Source organism: Serratia sp. H1w, from assembly GCF_000633355.1.
In the GTDB taxonomy this organism is placed as follows: Bacteria; Pseudomonadota; Gammaproteobacteria; order Enterobacterales; family Enterobacteriaceae; genus Chania.
The window spans coordinates 113,901-140,771 of record NZ_AYMQ01000005.1; the positions used below are offsets into that span (position 1 = coordinate 113,901).

The 26,871-nt window shown below is 54.2% G+C and carries 23 protein-coding genes; 12 read left to right on the forward strand and 11 right to left on the reverse strand.

From position 1 onward, the window contains the following. The first annotated feature begins 7 nt into the window (after positions 1-7). Positions 8-331, forward strand: a complete 324-nt coding sequence (locus U869_RS0100990; RefSeq protein WP_025119149.1) for a YdbL family protein — start codon at positions 8-10, stop codon at positions 329-331. A 116-nt stretch (positions 332-447) separates the two neighbouring features. On the opposite strand, the gene azoR is transcribed toward U869_RS0100990, so the two are convergent. Further along, a complete protein-coding gene (gene azoR / locus U869_RS0100995; protein ID WP_025119148.1) occupies positions 448-1,053 on the reverse strand; it encodes an FMN-dependent NADH-azoreductase in 606 nt (201 codons plus the stop codon). Positions 1,054-1,398: 345 nt separating this feature from the next. Here azoR and hrpA point away from each other — a divergent pair, with 345 nt between their 5' ends. Beyond that, a complete protein-coding gene (gene hrpA, locus U869_RS0101000) occupies positions 1,399-5,286 on the forward strand; it encodes an ATP-dependent RNA helicase HrpA (RefSeq protein ID WP_025119147.1) in 3,888 nt (1,295 codons plus the stop codon). On the opposite strand, the gene U869_RS0101005 is transcribed toward hrpA, so the two are convergent. Next, positions 5,271-6,407, reverse strand: coding sequence for an MFS transporter (locus U869_RS0101005; protein WP_025119146.1), 1,137 nt, complete (start codon positions 6,405-6,407; stop codon positions 5,271-5,273). The genes hrpA and U869_RS0101005 overlap by 16 nt on opposite strands. Positions 6,408-6,501: 94 nt before the next feature. Between U869_RS0101005 and U869_RS0101010 the strand changes: the two genes are divergently transcribed. The 7 genes from U869_RS0101010 to U869_RS0101045 all read left to right on the forward strand — a co-directional run bounded on the left by U869_RS0101010 (position 6,502) and on the right by U869_RS0101045 (position 12,943). Further along, a complete protein-coding gene (locus tag U869_RS0101010; RefSeq protein WP_025119145.1) occupies positions 6,502-7,299 on the forward strand; it encodes a helix-turn-helix transcriptional regulator in 798 nt (265 codons plus the stop codon). Positions 7,300-7,587: 288 nt separating this feature from the next. Continuing rightward, entirely contained in the window at positions 7,588-8,034 is a 447-nt protein-coding gene (locus U869_RS0101020; RefSeq protein ID WP_025119144.1) for a PTS sugar transporter subunit IIA, read from the forward strand. 26 nt (positions 8,035-8,060) lie between these two features. Next, positions 8,061-9,455, forward strand: a complete 1,395-nt coding sequence (locus U869_RS0101025) for a PTS mannitol transporter subunit IICB (protein ID WP_025119143.1) — start codon at positions 8,061-8,063, stop codon at positions 9,453-9,455. Further along, complete coding sequence (locus U869_RS0101030) at positions 9,452-10,720, forward strand: zinc-binding dehydrogenase (RefSeq protein WP_025119142.1); 1,269 nt, start codon at positions 9,452-9,454, stop codon at positions 10,718-10,720. Before U869_RS0101025 ends, U869_RS0101030 begins: the two co-directional genes overlap by 4 nt. A gap of 4 nt (positions 10,721-10,724) precedes the next feature. Continuing rightward, positions 10,725-11,696 carry a class II fructose-bisphosphatase gene (gene glpX, locus U869_RS0101035; protein WP_025119141.1) on the forward strand — a complete coding sequence of 324 codons (972 nt, stop codon included), beginning with the start codon at positions 10,725-10,727 and terminating at the stop codon, positions 11,694-11,696. A 16-nt stretch (positions 11,697-11,712) separates the two neighbouring features. Further along, positions 11,713-12,240 carry an MltR family transcriptional regulator gene (locus U869_RS0101040; RefSeq protein ID WP_025119140.1) on the forward strand — a complete coding sequence of 176 codons (528 nt, stop codon included), beginning with the start codon at positions 11,713-11,715 and terminating at the stop codon, positions 12,238-12,240. Further along, positions 12,218-12,943, forward strand: coding sequence for a nucleoside/nucleotide kinase family protein (locus U869_RS0101045; RefSeq protein ID WP_025119139.1), 726 nt, complete (start codon positions 12,218-12,220; stop codon positions 12,941-12,943). The genes U869_RS0101040 and U869_RS0101045 overlap by 23 nt, the downstream gene beginning before the upstream one ends. On the opposite strand, the gene U869_RS0101050 is transcribed toward U869_RS0101045, so the two are convergent. The 7 genes from U869_RS0101050 to folM all read right to left on the reverse strand — a co-directional run bounded on the left by U869_RS0101050 (position 12,926) and on the right by folM (position 20,063). Beyond that, on the reverse strand, positions 12,926-13,747 hold the full coding sequence (locus tag U869_RS0101050; protein WP_025119138.1) for a serine protease: 822 nt from the start codon (positions 13,745-13,747) through the stop codon (positions 12,926-12,928). The genes U869_RS0101045 and U869_RS0101050 overlap by 18 nt on opposite strands. A gap of 299 nt (positions 13,748-14,046) precedes the next feature. Then, the gene (gene asr / locus U869_RS0101060) at positions 14,047-14,337 is read right to left on the reverse strand and encodes an acid resistance repetitive basic protein Asr (protein WP_025119137.1); all 291 of its coding nucleotides are present in this window, start codon (positions 14,335-14,337) and stop codon (positions 14,047-14,049) included. 370 nt (positions 14,338-14,707) lie between these two features. After that, positions 14,708-15,508, reverse strand: a complete 801-nt coding sequence (locus tag U869_RS0101065) for an MBL fold metallo-hydrolase (RefSeq protein ID WP_025119136.1) — start codon at positions 15,506-15,508, stop codon at positions 14,708-14,710. Between the two features lie 179 nt (positions 15,509-15,687). Continuing rightward, positions 15,688-17,184 carry a carboxypeptidase M32 gene (locus U869_RS0101070; protein WP_025119135.1) on the reverse strand — a complete coding sequence of 499 codons (1,497 nt, stop codon included), beginning with the start codon at positions 17,182-17,184 and terminating at the stop codon, positions 15,688-15,690. 55 nt (positions 17,185-17,239) lie between these two features. Further along, a complete protein-coding gene (rstB, locus tag U869_RS0101075; protein ID WP_025119134.1) occupies positions 17,240-18,544 on the reverse strand; it encodes a two-component system sensor histidine kinase RstB in 1,305 nt (434 codons plus the stop codon). Next, complete coding sequence (gene rstA, locus U869_RS0101080) at positions 18,541-19,269, reverse strand: two-component system response regulator RstA (RefSeq protein ID WP_025119133.1); 729 nt, start codon at positions 19,267-19,269, stop codon at positions 18,541-18,543. The genes rstB and rstA overlap by 4 nt, the downstream gene beginning before the upstream one ends. A gap of 71 nt (positions 19,270-19,340) precedes the next feature. Beyond that, positions 19,341-20,063: a dihydromonapterin reductase gene (folM, locus tag U869_RS0101085; RefSeq protein ID WP_025119132.1), complete on the reverse strand. Its 723-nt coding sequence runs from the start codon at positions 20,061-20,063 to the stop codon at positions 19,341-19,343. A gap of 120 nt (positions 20,064-20,183) precedes the next feature. Here folM and U869_RS0101090 point away from each other — a divergent pair, with 120 nt between their 5' ends. Further along, complete coding sequence (locus U869_RS0101090) at positions 20,184-20,600, forward strand: hypothetical protein (RefSeq protein ID WP_025119131.1); 417 nt, start codon at positions 20,184-20,186, stop codon at positions 20,598-20,600. A gap of 30 nt (positions 20,601-20,630) precedes the next feature. On the opposite strand, the gene U869_RS0101095 is transcribed toward U869_RS0101090, so the two are convergent. Next, positions 20,631-22,022, reverse strand: a complete 1,392-nt coding sequence (locus tag U869_RS0101095; protein WP_025119130.1) for an amino acid permease — start codon at positions 22,020-22,022, stop codon at positions 20,631-20,633. A gap of 229 nt (positions 22,023-22,251) precedes the next feature. Further along, the gene (gene ydgH / locus U869_RS0101100) at positions 22,252-23,202 is read right to left on the reverse strand and encodes a DUF1471 family protein YdgH (protein ID WP_025119129.1); all 951 of its coding nucleotides are present in this window, start codon (positions 23,200-23,202) and stop codon (positions 22,252-22,254) included. A gap of 529 nt (positions 23,203-23,731) precedes the next feature. On the opposite strand from ydgH, the gene pntA reads away from it, so the two are divergent. After that, positions 23,732-25,258 carry a Re/Si-specific NAD(P)(+) transhydrogenase subunit alpha gene (gene pntA, locus U869_RS0101105; protein ID WP_025119128.1) on the forward strand — a complete coding sequence of 509 codons (1,527 nt, stop codon included), beginning with the start codon at positions 23,732-23,734 and terminating at the stop codon, positions 25,256-25,258. A gap of 12 nt (positions 25,259-25,270) precedes the next feature. Continuing rightward, a complete protein-coding gene (gene pntB / locus U869_RS0101110; protein WP_025119127.1) occupies positions 25,271-26,662 on the forward strand; it encodes a Re/Si-specific NAD(P)(+) transhydrogenase subunit beta in 1,392 nt (463 codons plus the stop codon). The last annotated feature ends 209 nt before the right edge of the window (positions 26,663-26,871 follow it).

Consider the following 26,871-nt stretch of genomic DNA (forward strand, 5'->3'; position numbering starts at 1 on the left):
AGCCAGCATGAAAAAACATTATCTGTGGTTGATCGCCGCCGGTTGGTTATTCAGCGGACTGGCTCAGGCGTTGACGCTGGATGAAGCCAAACAGCAGGGCCGGGTGGGTGAAACGCTCAGTGGCTATATTGCACCGGTGAAGCAGGATGCGGAGACTCAGGCGTTGGTGAAAAAAATCAATGCCGGGCGTGCCGAGAAATACCAGCAGGTGGCAACCAGCAATCATATCGCGATCGATGAAGTCGCGCGCATGGCCGGGCAGAAGTTGGTTACCCGAGCGCCTGCGGGTGAATATGTCCGGGGAATTAACGGCCAGTGGTTGCAGAAATAAAAAAAGCGCGCCCTTGGGCGCGCAACGGAATTTAAACGACTTATTGTTATGAGGGTAAAACGGATTTTGCAGGTGAATCTGTTTTTCAGGGGCGCCGCATGCAGCGCCCACCGTGGTTAAGCGGCAATCACTTCGCTCAGTAACGCTTTGGCATCCGCTTGAGCTTTGGTCGCGACGTCTGGGCCATAAGCAATCCCTTCGGCAAACACAAACTCAACTTCGGTGATACCGATAAAGCCCAGGAACAGACGCAGGTAAGGCTCGATCAGATCGGTCGGGGTGCCTTTATGAATGCCGCCGCGGCTGGTCAGAATGATGGCGCGTTTGCCTTTTACCAAGCCTTCCGGGCCGTTTTCGGTGTAACGGAAGGTGACGCCGGCACGGGCAATCAGGTCAAAATAATTCTTCAACTGGGTTGGGATGTTGAAGTTGTACATCGGTGCTGCGATAACGATAGTGTCGTTGGCTTGCAGCTCGGCAATCAGTTCGTCTGACAGAGCCAGTGCTTCTTGCTGGCGTGGGGTCAGCGGAGCATCGGAAGGACGCAGCGCACCAACCAGTTCACCATCCAGTACCGGGATCGGCTGTGCAGCCAGGTCACGCACGGTGATGGTATCGTTGCTGTGAGCATTGGCCCACTGTTCAACGAAGAAATCGGCCAATTGATTAGACTGAGAATACGTTGCCAGGATGCTGGATTTAAGAACCAATACGTTGCTCATCGATACTTCCTTTCGTTATGACAGTGAGATCGGGGCAGGTTGCCCGTTGCATGAGGTACACTTTATGCAGAATGTACCAACAGTGATAGCGGAATATTTCGAGATCTTCGTTCGATTTTATTGAACAAGCAAACCCGGGCTAAGCGGATGGATTATGGAGAGAAAACCCATTGTGGTATCCTGTATTGCTAAGTCAAAAAATGATAAACCTATTTTAAAACCGCAGCTATTGGTCAACGCCCGTCAGTAGTCCCCTCTCTTTGGGGAGAGGATTAGGGGCAATAACATCAAACCATAACCTCGTGACGTGAACCCATTGCTGTGAAGAAACAAGGAACACCGAAAGTGAAATCTACGCTCGCGGCATTGTCATCCCAACTGGGTGACTTGATGCTCCGTGATCAGCAGCGTCTGCAACGCCGGTTGCAAGGTGCCCGCAAAGTCAAAAGCCCCGAGGCTCAACAGGCCGTTGCCGCAGAAATAGCGGGTGATATCGAGCAAGCCATGCAGAAGGTGCGCTCCCGTGCGGCCTCGTGCCCGAAAATCACCTATCCGGAAAGCCTGCCGGTCAGCCAAAAGAAACAGGATATTCTCGCCGCCATCCGCGATCACCAGGTCGTGATCGTGGCGGGGGAAACCGGTTCTGGGAAGACCACCCAGCTACCGAAAATCTGCCTGGAATTAGGGCGCGGCGTCAAAGGCCTGATTGGCCACACGCAACCGCGTCGCCTGGCTGCACGCACCGTTGCCAACCGCATCGCCGATGAGCTGGAAAGCCCACTGGGTGGCAGCGTTGGCTATAAGGTACGCTTCAACGATCAGGTGGGTGAAAATACCCTGGTCAAACTGATGACAGACGGGATCTTGCTGGCCGAAATCCAGCAGGACCGTAACCTGATGCAGTACGACACCCTGATCATCGATGAAGCGCATGAGCGCAGCCTGAACATCGATTTTATCCTGGGTTACTTGCGCGAACTGTTGCCAAAACGCCCGGATCTCAAGGTGATCATCACCTCGGCCACCATCGATCCGCAGCGCTTTTCCCGCCACTTCAATAATGCGCCGATCATTGAGGTATCAGGTCGTACCTATCCGGTTGAGGTTCGCTATCGGCCGGTAGTCGATGACGCTGACGATACTGAACGCGATCAGCTACAGGCGATTTTCGATGCGGTGGACGAGTTGGGGCGAGAGGGGCCAGGGGATATCCTGATCTTTATGAGCGGCGAGCGAGAAATCCGCGATACCGCCGATGCGCTGACCAAGCTCAACCTGCCGCATACCGAGGTGCTGCCGCTCTATGCCCGCCTGTCCAACAGCGAACAGAATCGGGTATTCCAGTCGCACCATGGCCGCCGCATCGTGTTGGCGACCAACGTGGCCGAAACCTCGCTGACCGTGCCGGGCATCAAGTACGTCATCGACCCGGGTACGGCACGTATCAGCCGCTACAGCTTCCGCACCAAAGTGCAGCGTTTGCCGATCGAGCCGGTGTCGCAGGCTTCGGCCAACCAGCGTAAGGGCCGCTGTGGGCGCGTCTCGGACGGTATCTGTATCCGTTTATTCTCAGAGCAGGATTTCCTGTCGCGCCCGGAGTTTACCGACCCGGAAATTCTGCGTACCAACCTGGCCTCGGTCATTTTGCAGATGACGTCGCTTGGGCTGGGCGATATTGCCGCCTTCCCGTTTGTTGAAGCGCCGGATAACCGTAATATTCAGGACGGCGTGCGTCTGCTGGAAGAGTTGGGGGCGATCAAAACCGCTGACAACGGCCACTATCAGTTGACACCACAAGGCCGTCAGTTGGCACAGTTGCCGATCGATCCGCGTTTGGCCCGGATGGTGTTGGAAGCCCAGAAGAGTGGCAGCGTGCGCGAGATGATGATCATCACCTCGGCATTGTCGATTCAGGATCCGCGTGAGCGGCCGATGGATAAGCAGCAGGCCTCCGATGAGAAACACCGCCGTTTCGCCGACAAAGACTCCGATTTTATGGCGTTCGTCAACCTGTGGGATTACCTGAAAGAACAGCAGAAGGAAAACTCCTCCGGGCAGTTCCGCCGCCTGTGCCGCAACGATTTCCTCAACTATCTGCGGGTGCGTGAATGGCAGGATATCTACACCCAACTGCGTCAGGTGGTGAAAGAACTGGGCTTGCCGGTTAACAGCGTACCTTCGGATTATCGCAGCGTGCATACCGCGTTGCTGAGTGGTCTGCTGTCACACATTGGCCAGAAGGATGCGGATAAGCAAGAGTATACCGGGGCGCGCAACGCCCGTTTCTCCATCTTCCCAGGCTCCGGGCTGTTTAAAAAGCCGCCGAAATGGACGATGGTGGCCGAACTGGTAGAAACCAGCCGTCTGTGGGGTCGCATCGCTGCGCGTATCGAACCCGAATGGATCGAGCCGATGGCGCAGCACCTGGTCAAGCATCATTACAGCGAACCACACTGGTCAAAATCGCAGGGTGCGGTGATGGCCAGCGAAAAGGTCACGCTGTTTGGCTTGCCAATAGTTGCGGCTCGTCCGGTGAATTACAGCACTATCGATCCGCTGCTGTGCCGTGAGCTGTTTATCCGCCATGCGCTGGTGGAAGGTGACTGGCAGACGCGGCACCCGTTCTTTGCCGCCAACCTGAAGCTGCGTGCCGAAGTGGAGGAGCTGGAACACAAGTCGCGCCGTCGCGACATTCTGGTGGATGACGAAACGCTGTTCAGTTTCTACGATCAACGCATCCCGAGCGATGTGGTGTCCGGGCGTCACTTTGACCACTGGTGGAAAACCGCCGGTAAGCAAAATCCTGAGCTGCTCAACTTCGAAAAAGAGATGTTGATCAAGGACGGCGCCAACAAGGTCAATGCGCTGGATTACCCGAACTATTGGTATCAGGGCAACCTCAAACTGCGTCTGACTTACCAGTTTGAGCCGGGTACCGATGCCGATGGTGTGACCGTGCACATCCCGTTGCCGATCCTCAATCAGGTGGAAGAGGCCGGTTTTGAGTGGCAAATTCCTGGTATCCGTCGTGAGTTGGTGATCGCGCTGATTAAATCGTTGCCTAAGCCGATGCGGCGTAATTTTGTGCCAGCACCCAACTACGCCGAGGCTTTCCTGGCTCGCGCAACGCCATTGGAGATGCCGCTGCTGGATTCGCTGGAGCGCGAGTTACGCCGCATGACCGGCGTGACGGTGTCACGTGAGGATTGGCAGTGGGATCAGGTACCCGATCATCTTAAAATGACCTTCCGCGTGGTGGGTGAGAAACACAAAACCCTGCGTGAAGGTAAAGATCTGGCGGCGTTGAGGCTCCAGCTTAAAGACAAGGTGCAGGAGACGCTGTCTGCCGTGGCGGATGACGGGCTGGAACAGAGCAATCTGCATATCTGGAGCTTTGGCAAACTGCCTGAGTTCTATGAGCAGAAGCGTGGCGGCTATTCGGTCAAGGCTTACCCGGCGCTGGTGGATGAAAAAGACAGCGTGGCCATCCGCCTGTTTGACAGCGAACAGGAACAGCAGCAGGCCATGTGGCAAGGTACGCGCCGCTTACTGTTGCTGAATATTCCATCGCCTATCAAATACCTGCATGAGAAATTGCCGAACAAGGCCAAGCTTGGGCTGTATTTCAACCCGTATGGCAAGGTGCTGGATCTGATCGACGACTGTATCTCTTGCGGTATCGACAAGCTGATTGCCGAACACGGTGGACCGGTGTGGCAGGAAGAGAACTTTGCCCGCCTGCAAGAGCTGGTGCGTGCCGAGCTGAACGAAACCGTGGTGGGCGTGGCCAAACAGGTGGAACAGATCCTGACCACGGTGTTCAACATCAACAAACGTCTGAAGGGGCGCGTTGATATCTCGTTGGCGCTGGCGCTTTCTGACATCAAGGCCCAGCTTAACGGCCTGGTGTACCGTGGTTTTGTCACCAATAACGGTTGGAGCCGCTTGCCGGACACCTTGCGTTATCTGCAAGCGATTGAGCGCCGTCTGGAGAAGTTGGCGATCGATCCGCACCGCGATCGCGCTCAGATGATCCGGGTGGAGCAGGTTCAGCAGGCGTGGCAGCAGTGGCTGAACAAACTGCCACCGAAGCGCCAGCAGGATGAAGAGGTGAAGGCGGTACGTTGGATGATCGAGGAGCTGCGCGTCAGCCTGTTCGCACAGCAGTTGGGCACGCCTTACCCGATCTCTGAGAAGCGTATCTTGCAGACCATGGATCAGCTTTCGGCATAATGCCTAAGCCTTGCTGAGCAGGTAAGGCTTAAGCAGCTGCAAGCAAACAGCGTTAACGGCAGATGCTGGCCCATCGCGGCCAGTGCCAGACCGCCAGCGATCAGCAGATAATAAACTAATCCCAATACCGCACCGGCAGCACCCAGCCGGTTGCGGTAATGTTTCAGCGCCTGGCTGAGAATATTGGGGATCGCCAAACCAAATGCCACGGTTATCGCCATGCAGGGCAGCAGGATCATCAGGCTGGTTTGCCAATACCACGCACTCACAGCGGCCAAGAGGGTTAACAGGCTGGCCAGTTGGATCTGCCGGTAAGCGCATAATCCCTGTTGCAACAAGTAGCGGTTGGCAGCCGCGCCGCACAGGCTGCCAAAAGCCAATACTATCCCCGAATAGCCAAACTGTTCGCTGCTCAACCCTAAGCTCTGAAAAATAAATGGAGCCAGACTGAAGTAGCTGAAAGCCATGACATTAAAACTGGCAATCAGTAGTGCCGAGCACCAGATCTGCTTATCACGCAGCATCTCCATCAGACAGGGGATTAAAGCCATGCCGGTAGTTTGCTGGCGGGTTTCCGGTAGCGCTCGCCAGCACCAGACAAGCAGTAGCAGTGCGAAGCCGCCTTGAGCAATGAAAATGGCCATGTGCCCACCCCAGAACACCAGCATGCCGCCGCTCAACATGCCCACTATCGGGCTTATCGACAATGCCATGCCAATCATCGCAAACATCTTTCCCAACGTGGGTCCCTGATAGACATCACGCAGCATGGTCTGTGTCACTACTGAGCCGACGGCGGCACCGAAGGCGATCACGGCACGCGAGACGAGCAGCAATGCGAAAGAGCTGCTAACTATTGCCAGTAAGGCACCGGCCGTATACATCATCAAACCGGCGAGCATAGCCATTCTACGGCCATATTGATCACTGACGGTACCCCAAAAGGCCACGCCGAAGGCAAAAGCAAAAAAGTAGATCGACAGGGTGTGGCTGGCCTGAGTGGCGTCGATCTGGTAATCGGTACGGATCGCTGTCAGTGCCGGACTGTAGAGCGTTTCGAGGATTTGCGGTGCCATGATCATCACAACGATCAGGGGCAGAGGCAGTTTTTTGACGGACATAGCATTCTCCCAAATAAGTGCCGGCAGTATAAGGAGATTGGCGTTGTTCGATTACAATGATAAAGACAAAAAACAACAAGTATAGGACTTGGCGATGGCGCTGATATCTCAACATCAGGTTTTTGATCCGGATAGTTACTCCGCTCCGGTGGTGGGGATCAGTGCCGAACTGGCGGAGCATGATTCAGGCGAACATCAGCATCAACGAGCCCAGATCCTCTATGCCCCACGTGGTTGTATGACGGTGACGTTAGCCGAGCAGTGGCTGATCTTGCCGCCTACGCGTATTATCTGGATCCCCAGAGGCGTGCGTCACCGTGTGCAACTGCGCGGGCAGGTGGCTTACCGTTCGCTCTATTTTGCGGATAGTACGATGCTGGCAATGCCGCACAGTGCAGTGTTGGCCGCCAATCCTTTATTGGCCGCGGTGATTGAGCGCATCGCGCATTGGCCGTTCGACTATGCTCAGCAGCATCCCCAGGCGGAAGATCTGTTGCGAGTCTTGCGCAATGAACTGAGCGTGGCGGAGCAGGAAAATACCCACCTGACGTTGCCAGGCGATCCACGGATTGCGGCGTGGATTGGCAGGTTAAACGACGTAGATCAACTCCCCGGTTTGGCGCAATTGGCCAAGGAGATCGGCCTGCATCCTAAAACGTTAACGCGGATATTTCTGCGGGAAACAGGGCTCAGCTATCAACAGTGGTGCCAGCAATGGCGGTTGATGCACGCTATCGAACTATTAGCTCAGTTACCTTCCGTAAGCGCGGTTGCCCAACGGTTGGCCTTCTCAAGCGACAGTGCCTTTATCGCCTTTTTCCGCCAGTATACGGGTACTACGCCGAAGCGCTTTATGGCTGACGAGGAACGCGTTTTGACGTCATTTTCGTAGCGATTTCGCCATTAACCCTGGTTGGCAATATATTAAGTGTGATAGTAATCACGGAATTTGCATTTTTATAAAATTATTTATATGCGGTTCCGATCACAATTCATCTATTGACAATTTTTTATTTAAAAATTAAATTCCGCTTTTTTGTGAAGTAGATCTTCAATTGCAAGATGTTTCATATAAAGAGTGATTTCATTCACAAAATCCCCCCTGATTGCGTTTCCCATCACTAGTCCATAAGCTGATTAACAATTCCCAATCCTCTTGGAATAACCATAGGAACAGCTCATGAATGGATTGATAGATTACTTCCCGGAAAATGCGTTTATCGTTCACCAGCAAGATTGCGACTGGCAACAGGCTATTGATTTATCGATGATCTGCCTGCTGGAAAATAATATCGTTGAGCCGCGTTATGTGGCGGCAATAAAAAACAGCACTCAACAAAATGGCGCTTATTATATTTTAACGCCGGAAGTGGCAATGCCACATGCCCGCCCGGAAGAGGGCGCTTTGGGCACGGCATTAACCTTGACCGTATTGCCGAATGGCGTTTATTTTAATGACGACAATCCGCAAGTAAAAGTATTAATTGGTTTGGCGGCTCAAGATGCCGACAGCCATATCAACGCCATCCAACTGTTGAGTGAAATGTTCTGCGATGACGAAGCTATAGAACAGCTTACTCAGGCAAAAGATGTCTCCACCATCAAGGAAATTGTTCTGCGCTTCTAATTTTTATCCACTCAAGGATCAATATAATGGCCAATAAAACAATACGAGCCAGAGTGCAAGCTTTTGGCGGGTTCCTGACGGCTATGGTAATCCCTAATATCGGCGCATTTATTGCATGGGGATTTATTACGGCACTATTTATTCCCACCGGTTGGATGCCTAATGCCCACTTCGGGCAACTGGTCGGGCCGATGATCACCTATTTGCTGCCGCTGATGATCGGTTCTACCGGTGGCTACCTGATAGCAGAGAAACGCGGTGCGGTCATGGGCGGCATTGGCACCATCGGTGTGATTGTTGGTGCCGATATTCCGATGTTCATCGGCGCGATGGTGATGGGGCCGCTGGGTGGGGTGATCATCAAGTATATCGACACCAAACTGGACAAGCGCATCCCGGCGGGGTTTGAGATGGTGATCAACAACTTCTCGCTGGGGATCGTGGGCATGTTTCTGTGCCTGTTTGCCTACGAGGTGATTGGCCCTGCGGTGCAGCAAGCCAACCATTTGGTGCGTGCCGGCATTGAGTCGCTGGTCGCTACCGGATATCTGCCGCTGCTGTCGATCATCAACGAACCGGCGAAGGTGCTTTTCCTGAATAACGCCATCGACCAGGGAGTGTATTACCCGCTGGGCATGCAGGATACGGCGGTGAATGGCCGCTCAGTGTTCTTCATGGTGGCTTCTAACCCAGGCCCTGGGCTTGGCATCCTGCTGGCGTTTTCGCTGTTTGGTCAGGGTATGAGCAAAAAGTCGGCACCGGGCGCGATGATCATCCACTTCCTTGGCGGTATCCACGAGCTCTACTTCCCGTATGTGCTGATGAAGCCACTGATGATCATTGCCATGATTGGCGGTGGTATGACGGGGATCTACGTGTTTGACCTGATGGGGGCTGGCCTGGTTGCCGGGCCAAGTCCGGGTTCCATCTTCGCTTATCTTGCCCTGACGCCGCGTGGTGGTTTTGCAGGAACTTTGGCAGGCGTAGCGGCGGGTACGTTGGTTTCGTTCCTGATTGCCACATTGATCCTGAAGATGGAGAAACAACAGGTTACCGAAGACAGTTTTGATGACTCGCAGCGGCAGGTCAAAGCCTTGAAAGCCGCCGGCAAAGGGCAAGCTCAACCGATCCGCCATATCGCCTTTGTCTGTGATGCCGGTATGGGTTCCAGCGCGATGGGGGCAACCACCTTCCGTAAACGTCTGGAGAAAGCCGGGGTGCCGATCAGCGTTAAGCACTACGCCATTGAAAACATTCCGCCGGAAGCCGACCTGATCGTCACGCACTCCAGCCTGGAAGGACGAGCCGATCGGGTGAGCGATAAACCCAAGGTATTAATCAGTAATTATCTCGGTGACAGCAATCTCGACCATCTGTTGGAACAATTGGTTGCTACACAGTCAGAAAAGGAAACCGCATGAAAACCCAAGCCGCCGCTATTTATGGCCAAAACGACGTTCGCCTGCGTGAGTTTGAATTACCGCCGCTAGGTGATGATGAACTGTTGGTGAAAGTGATTTCCGACAGCGTGTGTCTATCTACCTGGAAGGCCGCCAAATTGGGGGCTAGCCACAAGCGAGTGCCTGATAACGTTGCCGATCATCCGGCAATCACTGGCCATGAATGCGCCGGTATCATTGAGCAGGTAGGTAAAAACCTGAGCTCACGTTACCAGCCAGGCCAACGCTTTGTGCTGCAACCGGCGATGGGATTGCCGAGCGGCTACTCGGCGGGTTACAGCTACGAATTTTTTGGCGGCAACGCCACCTACATGATCATCCCACAGCAGGCGGTGGAGCTCGGTTGCGTCTTACCGTATGAAGGCAGCTATTATGCGGCAGCCTCGTTGGCAGAGCCGATGTGCTGCATCATTGGTGCTTACCACGCCAACTACCACACGACACAGTACGTCTATGAACATCGCATGGGGATCAAGCCCGGCGGCAACGTAGCGTTATTGGCCAGTGCCGGGCCGATGGGGATTGGAGCGATCGACTATGCCATCAACGGCAACATCCGTCCTGCACGGGTAGTCGTGGTAGATATCGATGAAGCGCGTTTGGCACGGGCCAGATTGCTGCTGCCGGAAAGCGTTGCGCGTGACAAGGGAGTGGAGCTGGTTTATTTCAACAGTAGCAACGTTGCCGATCCGGTGACGGCGCTGCGTGATCTCACCCAGGGGCACGGTTTTGATGATGTCTTCGTTTATGCCGCCGTGGCCGATGTGTTGGTGATGGGCGATGAACTGTTGGCGGAAGACGGTTGCCTGAATTTCTTTGCCGGCCCGACCGACAGTGAATTCAAGGTGCCGTTTAACTTTTACAACGTGCATTACGCCTCCACCCATGTGGTAGGGACATCGGGTGGTTCAACGGGCGACATGCTGGAGGCGTTGCAACTGACCGCCGAAGGTCGCATCAATCCTTCGGTCATGATCACCCACATTGGCGGATTGGATTCCGTGCCGGATACCATCATCAATCTGCCTACAATCCCCGGGGGTAAAAAGTTGATTTATAACTTTGCTACCATGCCGTTAACCGCGATTGCCGACTTCCCGCAACTGGGCAAAACCGATCCATTCTATGCCCGCCTGGCTGAGCTGGTTGCAGAGAGCCACGGTGTGTGGAATGAGCAGGCCGAACGCTTCCTGCTGCAACATTTTGGTGTGGAAACAGGGGTATAAGCCGATGAAATCGCTGGCTTACGACATAGTACGCACCACTCAACAGGCTGCCCTGGCAGCCTGGCCATTGCTGGGCTGTGGTGATAAAAGTCAGATTGATGGGGTTGCCGTCGCCGCCATGCGTGAGCAACTGAGCGGCATGGCGATGCAGGGGCAGATTGTGATCGGTGAAGGCGAAATCGATCAGGCCCCGATGCTGTATATCGGTGAACGGTTGGGGAGTGGCAAGGGGCCAGCGGTAGATATTGCGGTTGACCCTATCGAAGGCACACGGATGGTGGCTATGGGGCAATATAATGCGCTGGCGGTGATCGCTTTCGCCCCTCATAACGCCTTGCTGCACGCCCCTGATATGTATATGCGCAAGATGGTAGTGGGGCCAGGGGCCAAAGGAGCTATCGACTTGCGACTGCCTCTTGAGCAAAACCTGCGGCAAGTCGCGCAGGCTCTAGGCAAACCACTGCACCAACTTCGGATGATCACGCTGGATAAACCGCGCCATGAGCAAATACGCCAACAGGCGCAGGCGCTCGGGGTGAAGATTTTTGCCATTCCAGACGGTGACGTCGCCGCCAGCCTGATGACCTGCCTGCCTGGTGGTGAAGCCGACATCATGTATACCCTCGGGGGCGCACCGGAAGGGGTTATTTCTGCCTGTGCGGTGCGCCCGCTGGGCGGGGATATGCAGGCCGAACTGATCGACTTCTGCCAGGCGAAAGGAGATACGCCCCAGAACAGGATACTGGCACAGGAAGAACGACGGCGTTGCAGCAGCATGGGGATTGAGATTAACGCCATCTTGCCGCTCAATGCCCTGATCGCCAGCGATGAGGTGATTTTTTCGGCAACCGGGATCACCAAAGGTGACATTATCGGCGGTATAAAACAAAAAGAGGGGTACTTGAGCACAGAAACCCTTATGATCAATGGTACCGACGGATCGTGTAATAGAATTCATACATTACACTTGCATTGATGGTATCGCAGGACGAATGAAAACGCTGACAGAAGATGAAATAATTGAACAACTGGACGAGCAGCAACAATTGCTCACTTGGTTACTGAAGGCCAATGAGATTTTATTTTCTGCTGTCAAAACCTATTTGCCGCAGGTATTCGTCAATAACGATCCCGATATACAAGAATATGCGGTGAAGCCATTGTTAGCAAAATCCGGCCCCTTGGACAATATGGAGGTTGCCCTGCGTTTGCTGTATGCGCTGGGTAAAATCAAGAAAACCGTTTATGCCGATATCATCTGTCTTTCACAATTCAGCCAGCATGTGCAGGCTGAAAATGGCTCACTGAGCTTTCATGATGAAATGACCTTTGATTTTATTGCCAACCTGAACGCCATTACGGAAAACGAGCAGCTTTTCAGTGCGATAAGAAAGATGAAGTTTTCCAGTTTTGAGGTATTTAATACCGAGCGTTACGGCAATATGGTGAAAACCGGATTAACGCTGGCAGTGACTTCGCTGTTAAAGGAACTGACCAATGAAAATAGCGCTAACGGTTAATGGGCTGACGATCGATGCCTTGTTTGCCGATGAAGAGATCGAGCAGGTGCATTTACCTTTGTTGCGTCTGCTGGCTCACAAACAACGGAGTAAGAGGGGGCGCCTGGTGGTATTTCTGGCGGCACCGCCTGGCAGTGGTAAATCGACGCTGACTGCCTTTTGGCAGTATTTATCCGCGCAGCATGATGAATTGCCAGAATTGCAAACCCTGCCGATGGATGGTTTTCATCGCCCTAACGCCTGGCTTGATGCTCAAGGGTTACGCAGCAAAAAGGGGATGCCGGAAACGTTTGATCGTGAACAACTCGAGTTGGCGTTAGCCGCACTCGAAAAAACACGGCCGTTGTGGCCAACCTACGATCGGATATTGCACGATCCGGTGCCTGACGCTATCGAGGTGACCGCTCCGGTGGTGATTGTAGAGGGCAATTGGTTGCTGCTTGATGAGCCAGGCTGGCGCGATCTGGCAAGGTTCAGCGACTTGACGCTATTTATTCAGGCACCGGCAGAGCAACTGCGGTCACGCCTGGTTGAACGCAAAATGCGTGGTGGTTCGTCGTTGGAGCAGGCCAGTACGTTTTATCAGCAAACCGATGGGCCAAACGTGGATAAGGTATTACAGCACAGTTTGCCTGCCACCATCACCCTGCGGTGGGATAATGGTGGCCTGCATGCTACGGAAAGACTATTTACCAGCGGCTAATCTATCCAGCGCATCGCGAATGCCGGTAACTGACAGAGCGCGGTTATCGGCACGGTAGCGGTCAAGGGCTGCGGGTGCAGAACTCTGGATAGCGATAAGTCGCCAGCCTTCGGCGGTTTTCAATATCAATGGAGAACCGCTGTCCCCCGGCAAGGTATCGCACTGGTGAGATAACACGCCCTGTTGTGCCCAGCCGGTGATTTTACAATTCTGGTGGCTGTACAGATCATCCAAATGATCTTCCGGATAACCGGCCTGGGTAATCAGGCGCTTTGCCTGTTTTAAGGTTTGCGTTAACGCTTTGCTGTCACCCTGCCATAACGGCAGCGGCTTGATAGCCAGCGCCTTTTTGTCCTTTAACCTGATCAACGCAAAATCATAGGCCGCCGCCGCCGGTGGCACGATCCAGCCATCGCCGTCAGCCTTCAGTTTCTTGCCTAGTGATTTGTCGACCAGCGTTTCGATATTTGCCGTCTGGTATTGCCAACCTTTGCTGCCGGAGATAAAGCGTAGCGCAACGGCCTTATCAAGGTTGCCGGGAGGGGCCAATACACAATGGCCAGCGGTGAGTGCCAGATGCGGCGAGATCAATGTAGCAGTACATAGGTTGCCACTGGCGGTTTCGACCTGGCCAATGGCTTGCCATGGCCAACCGCTGGTTTCGCTGACTTTAATACGGTCGTCTTTGCCAAAAAACAGACGGGTTTGATCGGCCGCAGATGCCTCGGAAGGGCTATCAGCATGCGCAGAATGGGATACAGCCAAAGGAAATGAGCACAACAACAGTAAAACAGAGATGCGCATAGGTTTCTTGCCTGACAAATTTGGTTCATCCATAGACACACTGAATGCTAACTATAGACTGATTTAGCCTCTGTGTAGATGGCCGGTGATTGATTTTCCGATAATTTCCTGAAAAAAGACCGGAGATCACAGATAAAAAAAGCTGGCGATCAGCCCGCAAAGGATCAGGGTGCCAAGGATGATTTCGAATCGATAGCGACGCAGCATAGACAACCCCCGATGAAAAAACACCCGGCGCGAACCGGGTGTTGGACAAAGCTAATCTGAACAGGTGAGGGGAGCCTCACGCCGGTTGGCTATCAGGCAGCCGGAGTTGCTGCTTTCTTGCTGGATTTTTTGTGATGCTTTTTAGCTGACTGAGCTTTCTGGGCCGGGGCTTTTTTGCCACTGGCTTTATGGTGTTTCTTGGCTGCCTGAGCTTTTTGCTCGGTCGTTTTCTTGGCGTGATGTTTTTTCACGTGGGTGGTTTTCACTGGTGCGGCTTGGGTCGTGGCGGCTGGTGCAGCAGCAGGAGCGGCGGCCTCAGCGGCGAAAGCGATAGATGACAAGCCCATTGCAGCGGCAACAACCAGAGCTAATACTTTTTTCATGGGTAAATCCTCAGATTTCTGTTGGTGGTTAACCCCACTGCGGGGCCTTTGAAATAATCTTATGCAAACCGAGGATGACTTTCCGTGAGTGATTGGTTTCGGCGTGTAACCTAATGTACGAGTGGCTTGGGCGGGAATTGCTGTCGTCATACGAAAACCGGGTACAGCATAAATTAGTTACAACATACATGGAAAGGAGAGCAGACCAGCAGTCTGCAACAGCAGCGCTCTGGGGAGGGACGTGCTACATGAAACATCGCAGGCTTTTAAGGGGAAAAATGGGATGCAAACAGCCAGGCTTAACCTGTTGGGACGCTGCATGCTGCGCCCAATAAGATATCGATGGCGGCAATCGTGCTTCAGCCAACTGTTACGCTAAAGTAATCTGATCCCCCGTCGCCGGACTAATGGTATTCGGCAACCACAACTGCCCCCAAGGACCGGTGCAATGGCAGCCCATGACTTTTTCGGGTTTGATGTGCTTGAGAAAACGCTGCACTTGCCATAATCGCAGCGGTGAGGCCGTTCTTAGGTGAAAACCGCCAATCAGCGCGTAGATTTTATCGATACCGGTAATTTTCTGGCAGTGTCGCACAATATTGATTATGCCCCGATGTCCGCAGCCGGTGATGATAATCAGGCCACGATCGGATTTATAAATCAGCACACCCTCATCGGTGACGTAATCAGGCGATGAGTTGGCATCTTCAATAATGCCGTAGGCTTTGGGGGTAGGAGCTTCGATTTCACCAGACCAGATGAAACGCTCACTAATATGCACGGGGGAACGGGTCAGCTCCATAGCGTGGCGCGAGTAATCCACTTGCGGTGATAACCGTTTGATTTTCTTTACCCGACCCAGAAGATTAACGGCGGCATAGCGCACGTCTTGCACGCCAGGGTGGCAAATTATCCGGCTGTTCTCAGGTAGCCACGGGACGCCACCGCTGTGATCGTAATGGCCATGGGAGAGCACGGTGGCGGTCAAGTTATCGAGGATAATCCCCATTCGAGCGGCATTGTGCAAAAAACTGCCGTCCGGGCCGGTATCAAACAGCACGCTGTCCGAACCATCCTGAACCAGTAGGCTCAGTCCGGGCTTAATGGTTAACGCTTTATCCGCACCGGCAGCCCGGCGATTTTCAACTAGCACATTGATGGTTAAGGTCATGATGACTCTTTAATAGTAAAGCTACCATTGGCTCCCGCACCTAATCTTGACACGGGCGCAGCATGCAGCGCCCCCTACGTAGTGCCACATTAGCTGCCAACGACGCTGGACTGGTTCCCTCTCCTGGGGGAGAGGGTTAGGGTGAGGGGCGTCACTGAACGTAGTGTTAGGCATCTCTTTTAAAGGTAACGGCTTTCCAGATGCTGGCGGAAATAGCTTGGATCCAGCGTTTTGCCGGTAGCGTTGGCGATCAACGTATCGGTTGGATAGCGGCTGGCGTGACGCCAGATATTCTGCTGTAGCCAATGGAATAGCTCGGTCAAATTACCGGCAGCAATATCTTCGCTCAGTTTCGGCATTGCGCTGCGTGCGCTATCGAACAGTTGAGCGGCATACATGGCACCCAGCGTATACGTTGGGAAGTAACCAAAGGCACCGTCCGTCCAGTGAATGTCCTGCATACAGCCGTTGCGATAATCGCCCACAGTATCCAGGCCAAGGTAGCTGTGCATTTTCTCATTCCACAGTGCCGGAATATCTTCCACTTCGATCTCGCCCTCGATTAACGCACGCTCGATCTCATAGCGTAAAATCACATGAGCAGGGTAGCTGACCTCATCGGCGTCGACGCGGATCAGGCCAGGTTTCACCCGCTGATTCAGGCGGATAAAGTTACTTTCTTCCAATGCCGGTTGTTCGCCAAACTGAGTGACGATCAAAGGCCGCAGGACCTTCAGGAAGTCGCTACCGCGGGCCAACTGCATTTCAAAGAACAGGCTCTGTGATTCGTGGATCGCCGTTGAGCGGGCTTGCGCAATGGGTTGGCCCAACCACTCACGCGGCAGATTCTGCTCGTAGCGCGCGTGACCGGTTTCATGCACGATGCCGAGCAGTGCGGTAAGAAATTCTTTCTCGTTGTAGCGGGTGGTGATTCGCACGTCTTCTGGTACGCCACCGCAGAACGGATGAGCGCTGACGTCAACCCGGCCACCGTCAAAGTCAAAGCCGAGCAGTTTCATCACGCTCAGGCTCAGCTTACGCTGGGTGTCGACATCGAACGGGCCTTGCGGGAGTAGGCACGGCTCTTGCTGCTGTTTAGCGACCACTTTTTGCAACAGGTCGGGCAGCCAGGTTTTCAGATCGCCAAAGATACGGTCCAGATCGCTGCTGCGCATACCCGGTTCATACAGGTTCAGTAACGCATCGTAGCGGCTGACTCCCGCTGCCTGGGCGCGGATCTGGGCTTCTTCGCGGCTCAGTTTGACCACATGACGCAGGTTCTCGCTAAAGCCTTGCCAGTCGTTGGCTGGGCGCTGGGTGCGCCAGGCATGTTCACAGCGGGCTCCAGCCAGGGATTTGGCTTCGACCAGCGCTTCTGGCACCAGCACTGCATTGTCATACTGACGGCGCATTTCGAGTAGGTTGGCACGGTCAAATTCGTCGAGTGACTCTTGTTGCGCGTGGTTGAGCAATTCGCCCGTTTTCTGCGCCGTCAGGATCTGATGCTTCAACACGCTCAATTCCGCCAACGCTTCTGAGCGCGCCTTATTGCCACCCGGCGGCATCATGGTTTGCATATCCCAGCCGCTAATGGCCGAGAGGTGATCAAAGCGTGCCAGGCGGGTGAACAGAGCGCGTAGCTGGCTGTAAGCAGTAGGGGATGATTTAGACGTCATTTGGGACTCCATAGTGAACCCGTTGAAATAGTTGCAGGCCAACGGGGCCGGATCGTTATGCCGGCTCTGTTTTATTATCTAACAGGGGTTTAATCGGCCAGCAGAAGCGGAAACTGGCGCCGCCCAATGAGCTGGCTTCCACAAAGACCTGGCCTTGGTAGGCTACGGCGATAGAATGCACGATCGCCAATCCCAGCCCGCAACCGCCGGTAGCGCGGTCGCGGCTTGGGTCGAGGCGGACAAATGGTTCGAACACCCGTTCGCGCTCTTCCGGCGGAATGCCTGGGCCATCGTCTTCCACCTGCAAGCATGCTGCATCACCGTCAAACCACAGGCCGACGCGCAAACGCCGTTCGCAATAGCGCAGGCCATTATTGACCAGATTGTCCAACACGCGTTCCATCAGCCGCAGATCGACACCGCCAAAATCACCGACATGCGGGATATTCAGTTCGATGTCGTGCTCTGGGTGGATGAGTTGGATATCGGCCACCTTATCCTGTAGCCAGCCGGGCAGATCGATAGGCTCAATATTCAGTGCTACCTGCGGCCGGTCCAGGCGCGCATAGGTCAATAGCTCATCGATCAACGATTCCAACTGGCCGATATCGCGGTTCAACGCTTGCTGCTCGCCGTCGGTCAGGTTGTCGCTCATGGCTAACCGGTAGCGCAGGCGGACCAGCGGAGTACGCAGCTCATGGGCAATACCGTCGATCAGCTGTTTTTTGCTGACGATCAGCGTGTTGACGTTATCGGCCATCTGATTAAAGGCGACGCCCAGCCGGTAAAGGCTGGAAGTGGGGACAAAATGTGTGCGTTCATCGAGATGACCGGCGCCCAGACGCTGAGCGGCATTTTCCAGTTTCAGCAAGTCTTGCCAGTGCGGGCGCATCCACAGGAACACCGGCAGGGCCAGCGACATACCGATAAAAATCAGCAGCACTAAATCCAGGATGCGCATCTGGTGCAGATAGAACAGGTACGGAATAGGGCCGACAACCAGCACGTAGTGACTGCGTGGAATGCGTTGCATAAAGGTGTAGCGGTCGTCCAACGCGATAATCTCGCCCAGCCGCAAGCGCTTGGTGAGGTCTTCACTCAGGTTCTGTTTACCGAGCGGTTCGATATGCAGCTTGAACGACAGGTTTAAATCCAGGGTGGCGATGGTTTTGTTCCAGTCCTTCAGCGGGATCTCCCGCAGCTCGCTGCGCATCAGGTACAGTGAGCTTTTCATCAGGTCGTCCATCGATTGGCGTCCGGCGCGTTCGGCAGTGACCTTGTAAACCAGGCCGACCAGCATTGCCATCACCAGAAAGCAGACGAACAGCAGCAAAAAGAACTGGACGAACAGTTTTCTCATTGTTGCACCGATGCCCAGGCGTTAGGGGCGAACAGATAGCCTTTGTTGCGCACGGTCTTGATGCGAAACGGCTCCAGGGCATTGTCATAGAGTTTGCGACGCAGGCGCGAGATGGCCACATCGATGCTGCGATCCATGCCATCGTAGCTGACGCCGCGCAGATTTTGCAGCAACGCTTCGCGGGCCATGATTTGCCCGGCATGGGTCGCCAGTTCCCACAACAAATCGAAATCCGAAGTGGAAAGAGTGACGATCTCTTCCCCTAGCGTGACCTGGCGGTTGACCGGATCGATGCACAGCAAGCCAAAATTCAGGGCATTATGTTGGGTGATGGTCTGCGACTGTTCTTCTTTTGGCTGGCTGCCGCCGTGTTGGCGCAGATGTAAACGCAGGCGAGCCAGCAAGACTGCGGGCGGCGTGGTTTTCAGGATGTAGTCATGCGCACCCATTTCCAGTGACAAGATGTGATTCATATCGCTGTCCAGCGAGGTAAGCAACACGATCGGGCCGGGATAAACCGGACGTAAATCGCGGCACAACGTCATGCCGTCCTTGCCGGGCAGCATGATATCCAGCAGCACCAAATCGGGTTGTTCCCGCTCAATGCAGGCCTGTGCCGTGTCGCCACGCGGTTCGATAATGACGTCGATATCATGTTTGCCCAGATAGGCAGCAATCAGTTTGCCCACTTCCGGATCGTCTTCTACAAAAACAATTTTAGTCATAATAGGGTGGTTTTATAGGAAAAACGGCATCCAGCATAGCGCGCCGCTCGGTGTTGCGCCATGCACATTATTTAACGCAGCGGTCGTCCGCCGTCCACGCCGTGAGTGCGCCCAGTGACGTAGCGGCTGCTCATCAGATAATCCACCAGATTGACCACCTCGCTTTCCCCTGGGGCGATTTGCATCAAGGATTTGGTCAACGCCTGCTGGCGATAAGCCTCATCGTCACCGATGTTGAACATGATCAGCGCCGGGGCGATGGCATTCACTTTGACTTCGGGGGCTAATTTGCGGGCAAAGGAACGGGTCATGTTGTCCAGTGCGGCCTTGCTGGCGGCATAGGCAATGTGTTTATCGCTGCCTTTTTCCACCACATAATCCGTCAGGTGGATGATATCGGCGCCTGCTTGCCCTTGGCCAATCAGGCAGGTTTCCAGCAGTTGATTGAGCAGGTAAGGGGTGTACACGTGGATCTGTAGCATCGAGGCCATCACCTGTTCCGGTGGCGTATCGTCAGATTCCGCCAACCAGGCGCTGGCGTTATGGATCACGGCACGCAGCTTGGGGGCAACCTGTTTCACCCGGTCGGCAAATTGGTAGATGCCATCATGAGCAGAGAAATCGCCTGGCAGGCAAATAGCTCCTAACTGTTTGAGTTCGGCTAAGGCCGGATACTCACTGCGATAGGCAATGATCACTGGAACGCCACGTTGTAAGAACGACTTGGCCAGAGCCAACCCGATTCTGCGCGCACCGCCGGTGATCAGCACAGGGGCCGAATTGTGAGAGACCATCGAGTAAAGCTCCTGAGCAAACTGGCAAACATTAAGGTAATTATGCCATTATACGTCAGAAAGCGGATAACGTTTGCCATCGATGATATTTCAGCACTGGCCACCAGAAGGGTAACGGGGATGCATAACGATCATCTTACATTCGTCGCGCGCAGTGAGAGGGTCTGTTTCGACTATACGGATTTTTTATCCGCCTCCTGTAAAAAGCAGTGGCGCTTTATCGATGCAATCTATGGCGTGATGCCGATCTTTGGCATGGTATTAAAATCGCGCGTCGCAGACTCTCGTTCGCGTCAGGATCAGTTGAAGGAATTGGCGCTACAGGTGGTTTCTACCCAGGTTAGCGATGAGGTCAATATTGTTCGCCTGATCGATCTGGCCCGGCAGCAGCAGTTGGTGGTGTTTGATATCAAGCTACCGTATCCGTTGGCGGCGGAGCAACTGGCGGCCATCGAGAAAGAGTGCGGTACATCGGTGATGGTAACGCAGGTTGGCGAGCGGATCACCATTAACGCCCAACCGATCGGGGGTAATTAACCGGGTGTCGCCACCCGGTATCTTGCGGTATTACTGCAACATAAACCATCCGGCCGGGATCGTGGCGGCCAACAGCAACAGAACGCTACCTTTTTCCAGTCGGTTGAGCAATTTCACCTCCTGATGTCCACTGCGGGCATACATAAACACCAGCAAGCCTGGTGCATACAGCAGCACCGACATCAACAGGTGCATCAGCCCCGAAGCATAGAGCAGCCATAGCCCATACAGGCAGGCACCGGTAGCGGCGAAGATCAGACGCTTGTCCTGCCGCTGGCGGGCGACCTTGAACAGGAAGGCTCCGACCAGGAAATACGGCACCAGGATCATCTCGGAAGCGATGGTCAGCAGTGAATTGTAGTTACTGCCGGTCAGCCAGATAATCACCAACGCGACCTGCACGGCACAATTGGTCAGCCACAAAGAGGCGGACGGCGCGTGGTTCTGATTTTGCTTACGGAAAATTTTGGGGAATGCACCGTGTTGAGCGGCCAGTAGAGGCACTTCTGCCGCCATGATGGTCCAGCTCAGGTAAGCTCCGCAAACTGATACAATCAGGCCAGTGGCGATGATCACATCACCCCATGGGCCGATCAGATCCACCATCAGCACCGCCATTGACGGGTTACGCATTTCGGCCAGTTCACTGCGTGGCACCACGCCCAGCGATAGCAAGGTGATCACCAGATACACCGCCAAAGCGGACACCACGGCCAGCATGGTAGCGCGGCCAACGTCCTTTTTCTGTCGGGCGCGGGCTGAAACCACTACTGCACCTTCAACCCCGATAAACACCCACAGAGTGATCAGCATGGTGTCTTTAACCTGCTGCCAGACTGGCGTACCAAGGGCAACACCGTGGAAATCCAGGGTGAAGGTATCCATACGGAACGCAATCGCCGCCAGCACGGCAAACAGGCCCAGCGGCAATAACTTGGCGAGGGTGGCTACCAGATTGATGCTGGCCGCCGTCTGCACGCCGCGCAATACCAGGGCATGGACGATCCACAGCAGCAAGGACTCGGCGATCAGCGCCTGCCAGGTATTGCCGTCGCCCAGGATCACCGTACCGCTGCGGTCAGTAAACAGACTCAGTGCGGCAAACACGATCACCAGATAAGAAACGTTGGCGATCACCGCACACAACCAGTATCCCCAAGCGGAACAGAAACCCACCAGTTCACCAAAGCCTTCTTTGGCGTAGGTGAAGATCCCACCGTCCAGATCAGGGCGCAGGCGGGTCAGCAGCAGCATGGCAAACGCCAGGAACAGAATACCCACGCCGGTGATGGCCCAACCGATCAGCAGGGCCGCCGGGCTGGCAACCTCGGCCATGTTCTGTGGCAGGCTAAAGACACCTGCGCCCAGCATCGAGCTGAGTACCAAGGCGGTTAACGCGGTAAGACCAAGTTTTCTTTCCAATGAAGGATCCCGAGACAGAATAAACGACTATGTGTTCCGTGCAGGCCAGCCATAACGTTATGGCAAATGTCGCAAGGGTAGGCAAAGGAGCTAAAAATTGGCGCAAATTCTAAGGGGAGATGCTTGCGGATGCAATGATTGGTTATGCGAGTTTGCTAAAAACTTATTCAGCGGCGGCATAAAAAAAGGCTGCACGGTGGCAGCCCTTCGTTTAACCAGACAGCAGGGGTTATTTGAACAGATCGGCGCTGACGGTCAGGTTGCCGCCGCTCTTGTTCTGCCACTGGCGCGTAACGTGGTAATACTTGGCGCCTTTGGCTGCGGCACGTTTTGCCACTTCGGTGGAAACATCGGTCATGCTGTTAAAGTGGCCAGTGAAGGTCACGGAATCAAACGGCACCATCTGTGCGGCGGTGATGTTATTCACTTCCTGGATCTTGGTACCGTCCGGTAGTGTTACGGTGTAACGCTGGCCGGTAGAAGTCTGGGTTTCGAAGAAACGACCCACGTCACGGGCTGGTGAGCCTGATGAGGCGACGCCAGGGATCTCGACCTTGGCGGCTTCTGCACCACCAGCAGCCAACATGGCTTTACCGGCTTCAGAATCGGCAGGAACGGCATCCGGGCTCTGCACCACACGTTTAGGGGCATCGGCCTTGTAGATATAAGCGGTAATGAACTGGTTGCCGCCCTGGTTGGCATCAACCTGACGCACGATAAAGAAGGAGGCTGCGCCTTTCTTCTGTGCGGCTTTGGTGATGGCGTCATTGATGTCTGGCTGGCTGCGGTAGAAGCCGCTGACGGTAACGGTATCGTATGGCTCAAGCAGGAAGGCTTCGTCTTTTGGCAGTTCTTTCACGCCGTTGATAACGCGGTACTTGGTCTCTTTGCTGACTTCTGGAGCATCTTTATGATAGACGTCTGCGGTGACGCGCCAGTTGCCGCCGTTATTCCCGTTGTTGATATCCTGAATATAGAAGGCGTCGGCCCCCATTTTATCTGCACGGCGGGATACGGCATCGGCGGCTTCGTTGATAGCATTGAAACGGCCGGTAATGGTGATGCGATCAAACGGCTTGATGGCCGCTGCTTTCTCAGGAGTTAACTCTTGCGCGGCATGCACAGACAGCGCGGTGAGTGATAACAAGGCTGATGCGATGATCGTGGTCTTCAGCTTCATAAAAAATCCTTTCGCCAAGCGCAGTAACGTTTATAACGTGCTGAACAGTTTAGGTGTAATTCAGCCGCAGATTATGCCATGTAACCTTGGCAGGTGTCTCAGCATTTTATGTTATGTGATGCAACAGCATTGAGTCGCTATGTAGAGAGCCAATCGCTATAAGTTTCGATAATAAAGCGTTAGATATCATTAATGTTAATTACTCACAATTTTATAACTTTTATGCTGACTGGCCGCGGCTGGTAGGAAAGGGCCTGGAGCCCGCTCTGCACAATAGTGCGTTGAAAAGGGCCTTTCCAGTCGTTTTTCCATCCAGATTTGAGATTTGTCATAGCCTTAGCTGCATTTTTATGTAAAAACTGACGGGTAGACGTAAGCAAATATGGATCATCGATCACATTTTCAGTAGGTTATAGGTGGCACCTTAATTTGCTGACAGGCAAGGCCGATAAAAAAGCCTGTCAGCCGGTGCTATCACTATGGGTAAGGCGATAATAAACATCATCAGAACAGGTGAGAAGGAAACATTATGCGTATTGGTGTACCAAGAGAACGGTTGGCCAATGAAGCCCGAGTTGCAGCAACGCCGAAAACGGTAGAACAACTGCTGAAACTGGGCTTTACCGTCGCGATCGAAAGCGCGGCGGGAAAACTGGCAAGCTTTGAAGATGCAGCTTATCAAGCCGCAGGGGCAACAATTACCGATACTGCCGATGTGTGGCAATCGGATCTGATCCTGAAGGTTAACGCGCCGTTAGAGGAAGAAATTGCGTTAATGCGTGAAGGCAGTACGTTAGTCAGCTTTATCTGGCCTGCGCAAAATCCAGAATTGATGGCGAAGCTGGCGGCCCGCAACGTGACCGCTATGGCCATGGATTCCGTGCCACGTATTTCACGTGCGCAGTCTCTGGATGCACTGAGTTCGATGGCCAATATTGCAGGCTATCGCGCTATTGTTGAGGCGGCGCACGAGTTCGGGCGTTTCTTCACCGGTCAGATCACCGCGGCGGGTAAAATTCCCCCGGCAAAAGTGATGATTATCGGCGCTGGCGTTGCTGGCTTGGCCGCTATCGGTGCAGCAGGTAGCCTGGGGGCGATCGTTCGCGCCTTCGACACCCGCCCGGAAGTGAAAGAGCAAGTACAGAGTATGGGCGCAGAATTCCTCGAGCTGGACTTTGAGGAAGAAGCCGGCAGTGGCGATGGCTATGCCAAAGTGATGTCGGAAGCCTTTATCAAAGCGGAGATGGCGTTGTTTGCCGCTCAGGCAGAGGAAGTGGACATCATCGTCACTACGGCGCTGATCCCAGGCCGTCCGGCACCGAAACTGATCACCAAAGAGATGGTGGCTTCCATGAAGCCGGGCAGCGTGATTGTCGATCTGGCCGCGCAAACCGGTGGTAACTGTGAGCTGACCGTGGCCGACCAGGTGACCATCACCGAAAACGGCGTGAAGGTCATCGGTTATACCGACTTGCCAAGCCGCTTGCCTACGCAATCTTCACAGCTTTACGGCACCAACCTGGTGAACCTGCTGAAGCTGCTGTCGAAAGAGAAAAACGGTGAAATCGATATCGACTTCGAAGACACCGTGATCCGCGGTGTGACCGTGGTGCGCGATGGTGAAGTTACCTGGCCAGCACCGCCGATCCAGGTCTCCGCCCAGCCGAAGCAGGCTGCCGCTGCGCCAATCGAGAAGATTGAAAAGAAACCAACCTCACCTGTGGTGAAATACGGCCTGATCGCACTGGCGATCATCCTGTTCGGCTGGTTTGCCAATTCGGCACCGAAAGAGTTCCTGTCTCACTTTACCGTGTTTGCGCTGGCCTGCGTGGTGGGTTACTACGTGGTCTGGAACGTCAGCCATGCATTGCATACCCCGTTGATGTCGGTCACTAACGCGATCTCAGGGATTATCGTGGTCGGTGCGTTGTTGCAGATTGGTAGTGGCGGCTGGGTGAGTTTCCTCTCCTTTGTCGCGGTACTGATCGCCAGCATCAACATTTTTGGTGGATTTACCGTCACTCAGCGCATGCTGAAGATGTTCCGCAAAAACTAAGGGGTAGCAAAAATGTCTGGTGGATTAGTTACAGCTGCATACATTGTTGCCGCTATTCTGTTTATTTTCAGCCTGGCCGGTCTTTCGCGCCATGAAACGTCCAAGCAGGGCAACCTGTTCGGCGTGGCTGGGATGGCGATTGCCTTGATCGCTACCATCCTCGGGCCGGATTCCGGCAACGTGGGCTGGATCATTATCGCAATGATCATCGGTGGTTCCATTGGCGTCTATCTGGCGAAGAAGGTCGAAATGACCGAAATGCCAGAGCTGGTGGCAGTACTGCACAGCTTCGTGGGTCTGGCTGCGGTGCTGGTAGGCTTCAACAGCTACCTGGATCACGGTGCGGTTGCCATGGAGCCGGTGATGGAAAATATCCATCTTACCGAAGTGTTCCTCGGCATCTTTATCGGTGCGGTGACCTTTACCGGTTCTATCGTGGCCTTCGGCAAACTGCGCGGTATTATCTCTTCCAAGCCGCTGATGTTGCCTAACCGTCACAAGCTGAACCTGGCTGCGCTGGTGGTTTCTTTCCTGCTGATGGTGCTGTTTGTACGTACCAACAGCGTCGGTTGGGAAGTGTTCGCACTGCTGATCATGACCGTGATTGCCCTGGGCTTCGGCTGGCATCTGGTGGCGTCAATCGGTGGGGCAGACATGCCGGTAGTGGTGTCGATGCTGAACTCCTACTCGGGTTGGGCAGCGGCGGCGGCAGGCTTTATGCTGAGCAACGACCTGCTGATCGTGACCGGTGCGCTGGTCGGTTCTTCCGGTGCGATCCTGTCGTACATCATGTGTAAGGCGATGAACCGCTCCTTTATCAGCGTGATTGCCGGTGGTTTTGGTACCGATGGTTCCTCAACCGGCGATGCCGAAGAAATGGGCGAATACCGCGAAACCACGGCGGAAGAAGTGGCCGAACAGCTGCGTAACTCCACGTCAGTGATCATCACCCCAGGCTACGGCATGGCGGTGGCACAGGCGCAGTATCCGGTAGCGGAAATCACCGAGAAGCTGCGCGCGCGCGGCATCAAGGTGCGCTTTGGTATTCACCCGGTAGCGGGTCGTTTGCCGGGCCACATGAACGTGCTGCTGGCGGAAGCCCGCGTGCCATACGATGTGGTGCTGGAAATGGATGAGATAAACGATGACTTCCCGGACACCGATACCGTCCTGGTCATTGGTGCCAACGACACGGTGAACCCGGCGGCGTTGGAAGATCCGCGTAGCCCAATCGCCGGTATGCCGGTGCTGGAAGTGTGGAAAGCGCAAAACGTTATCGCGTTCAAACGCTCGATGAATACCGGTTATGCCGGGGTGCAGAATCCGTTGTTCTTTAAAGAGAATACCCAGATGCTGTTTGGCGATGCCAAAGCCAGCGTGGAAGCGATCCTGCGCGCGCTGTAATTTAACGGTATAAAACACAATGCCAGCCACCTTACGGTGACTGGCATTTTTTTTATCTAACGGCCCCTCACCCTAACCCTCTCCCACAGGGCGAGGGGACCGTACGTGCCATACTTTGGTTATTGCGTTGGACCTCAATATTACCGTATTACAGATTAACACCCACACCTGAATACGACACCGCGCTGGCTCCCTCTCCCTATGGGAGA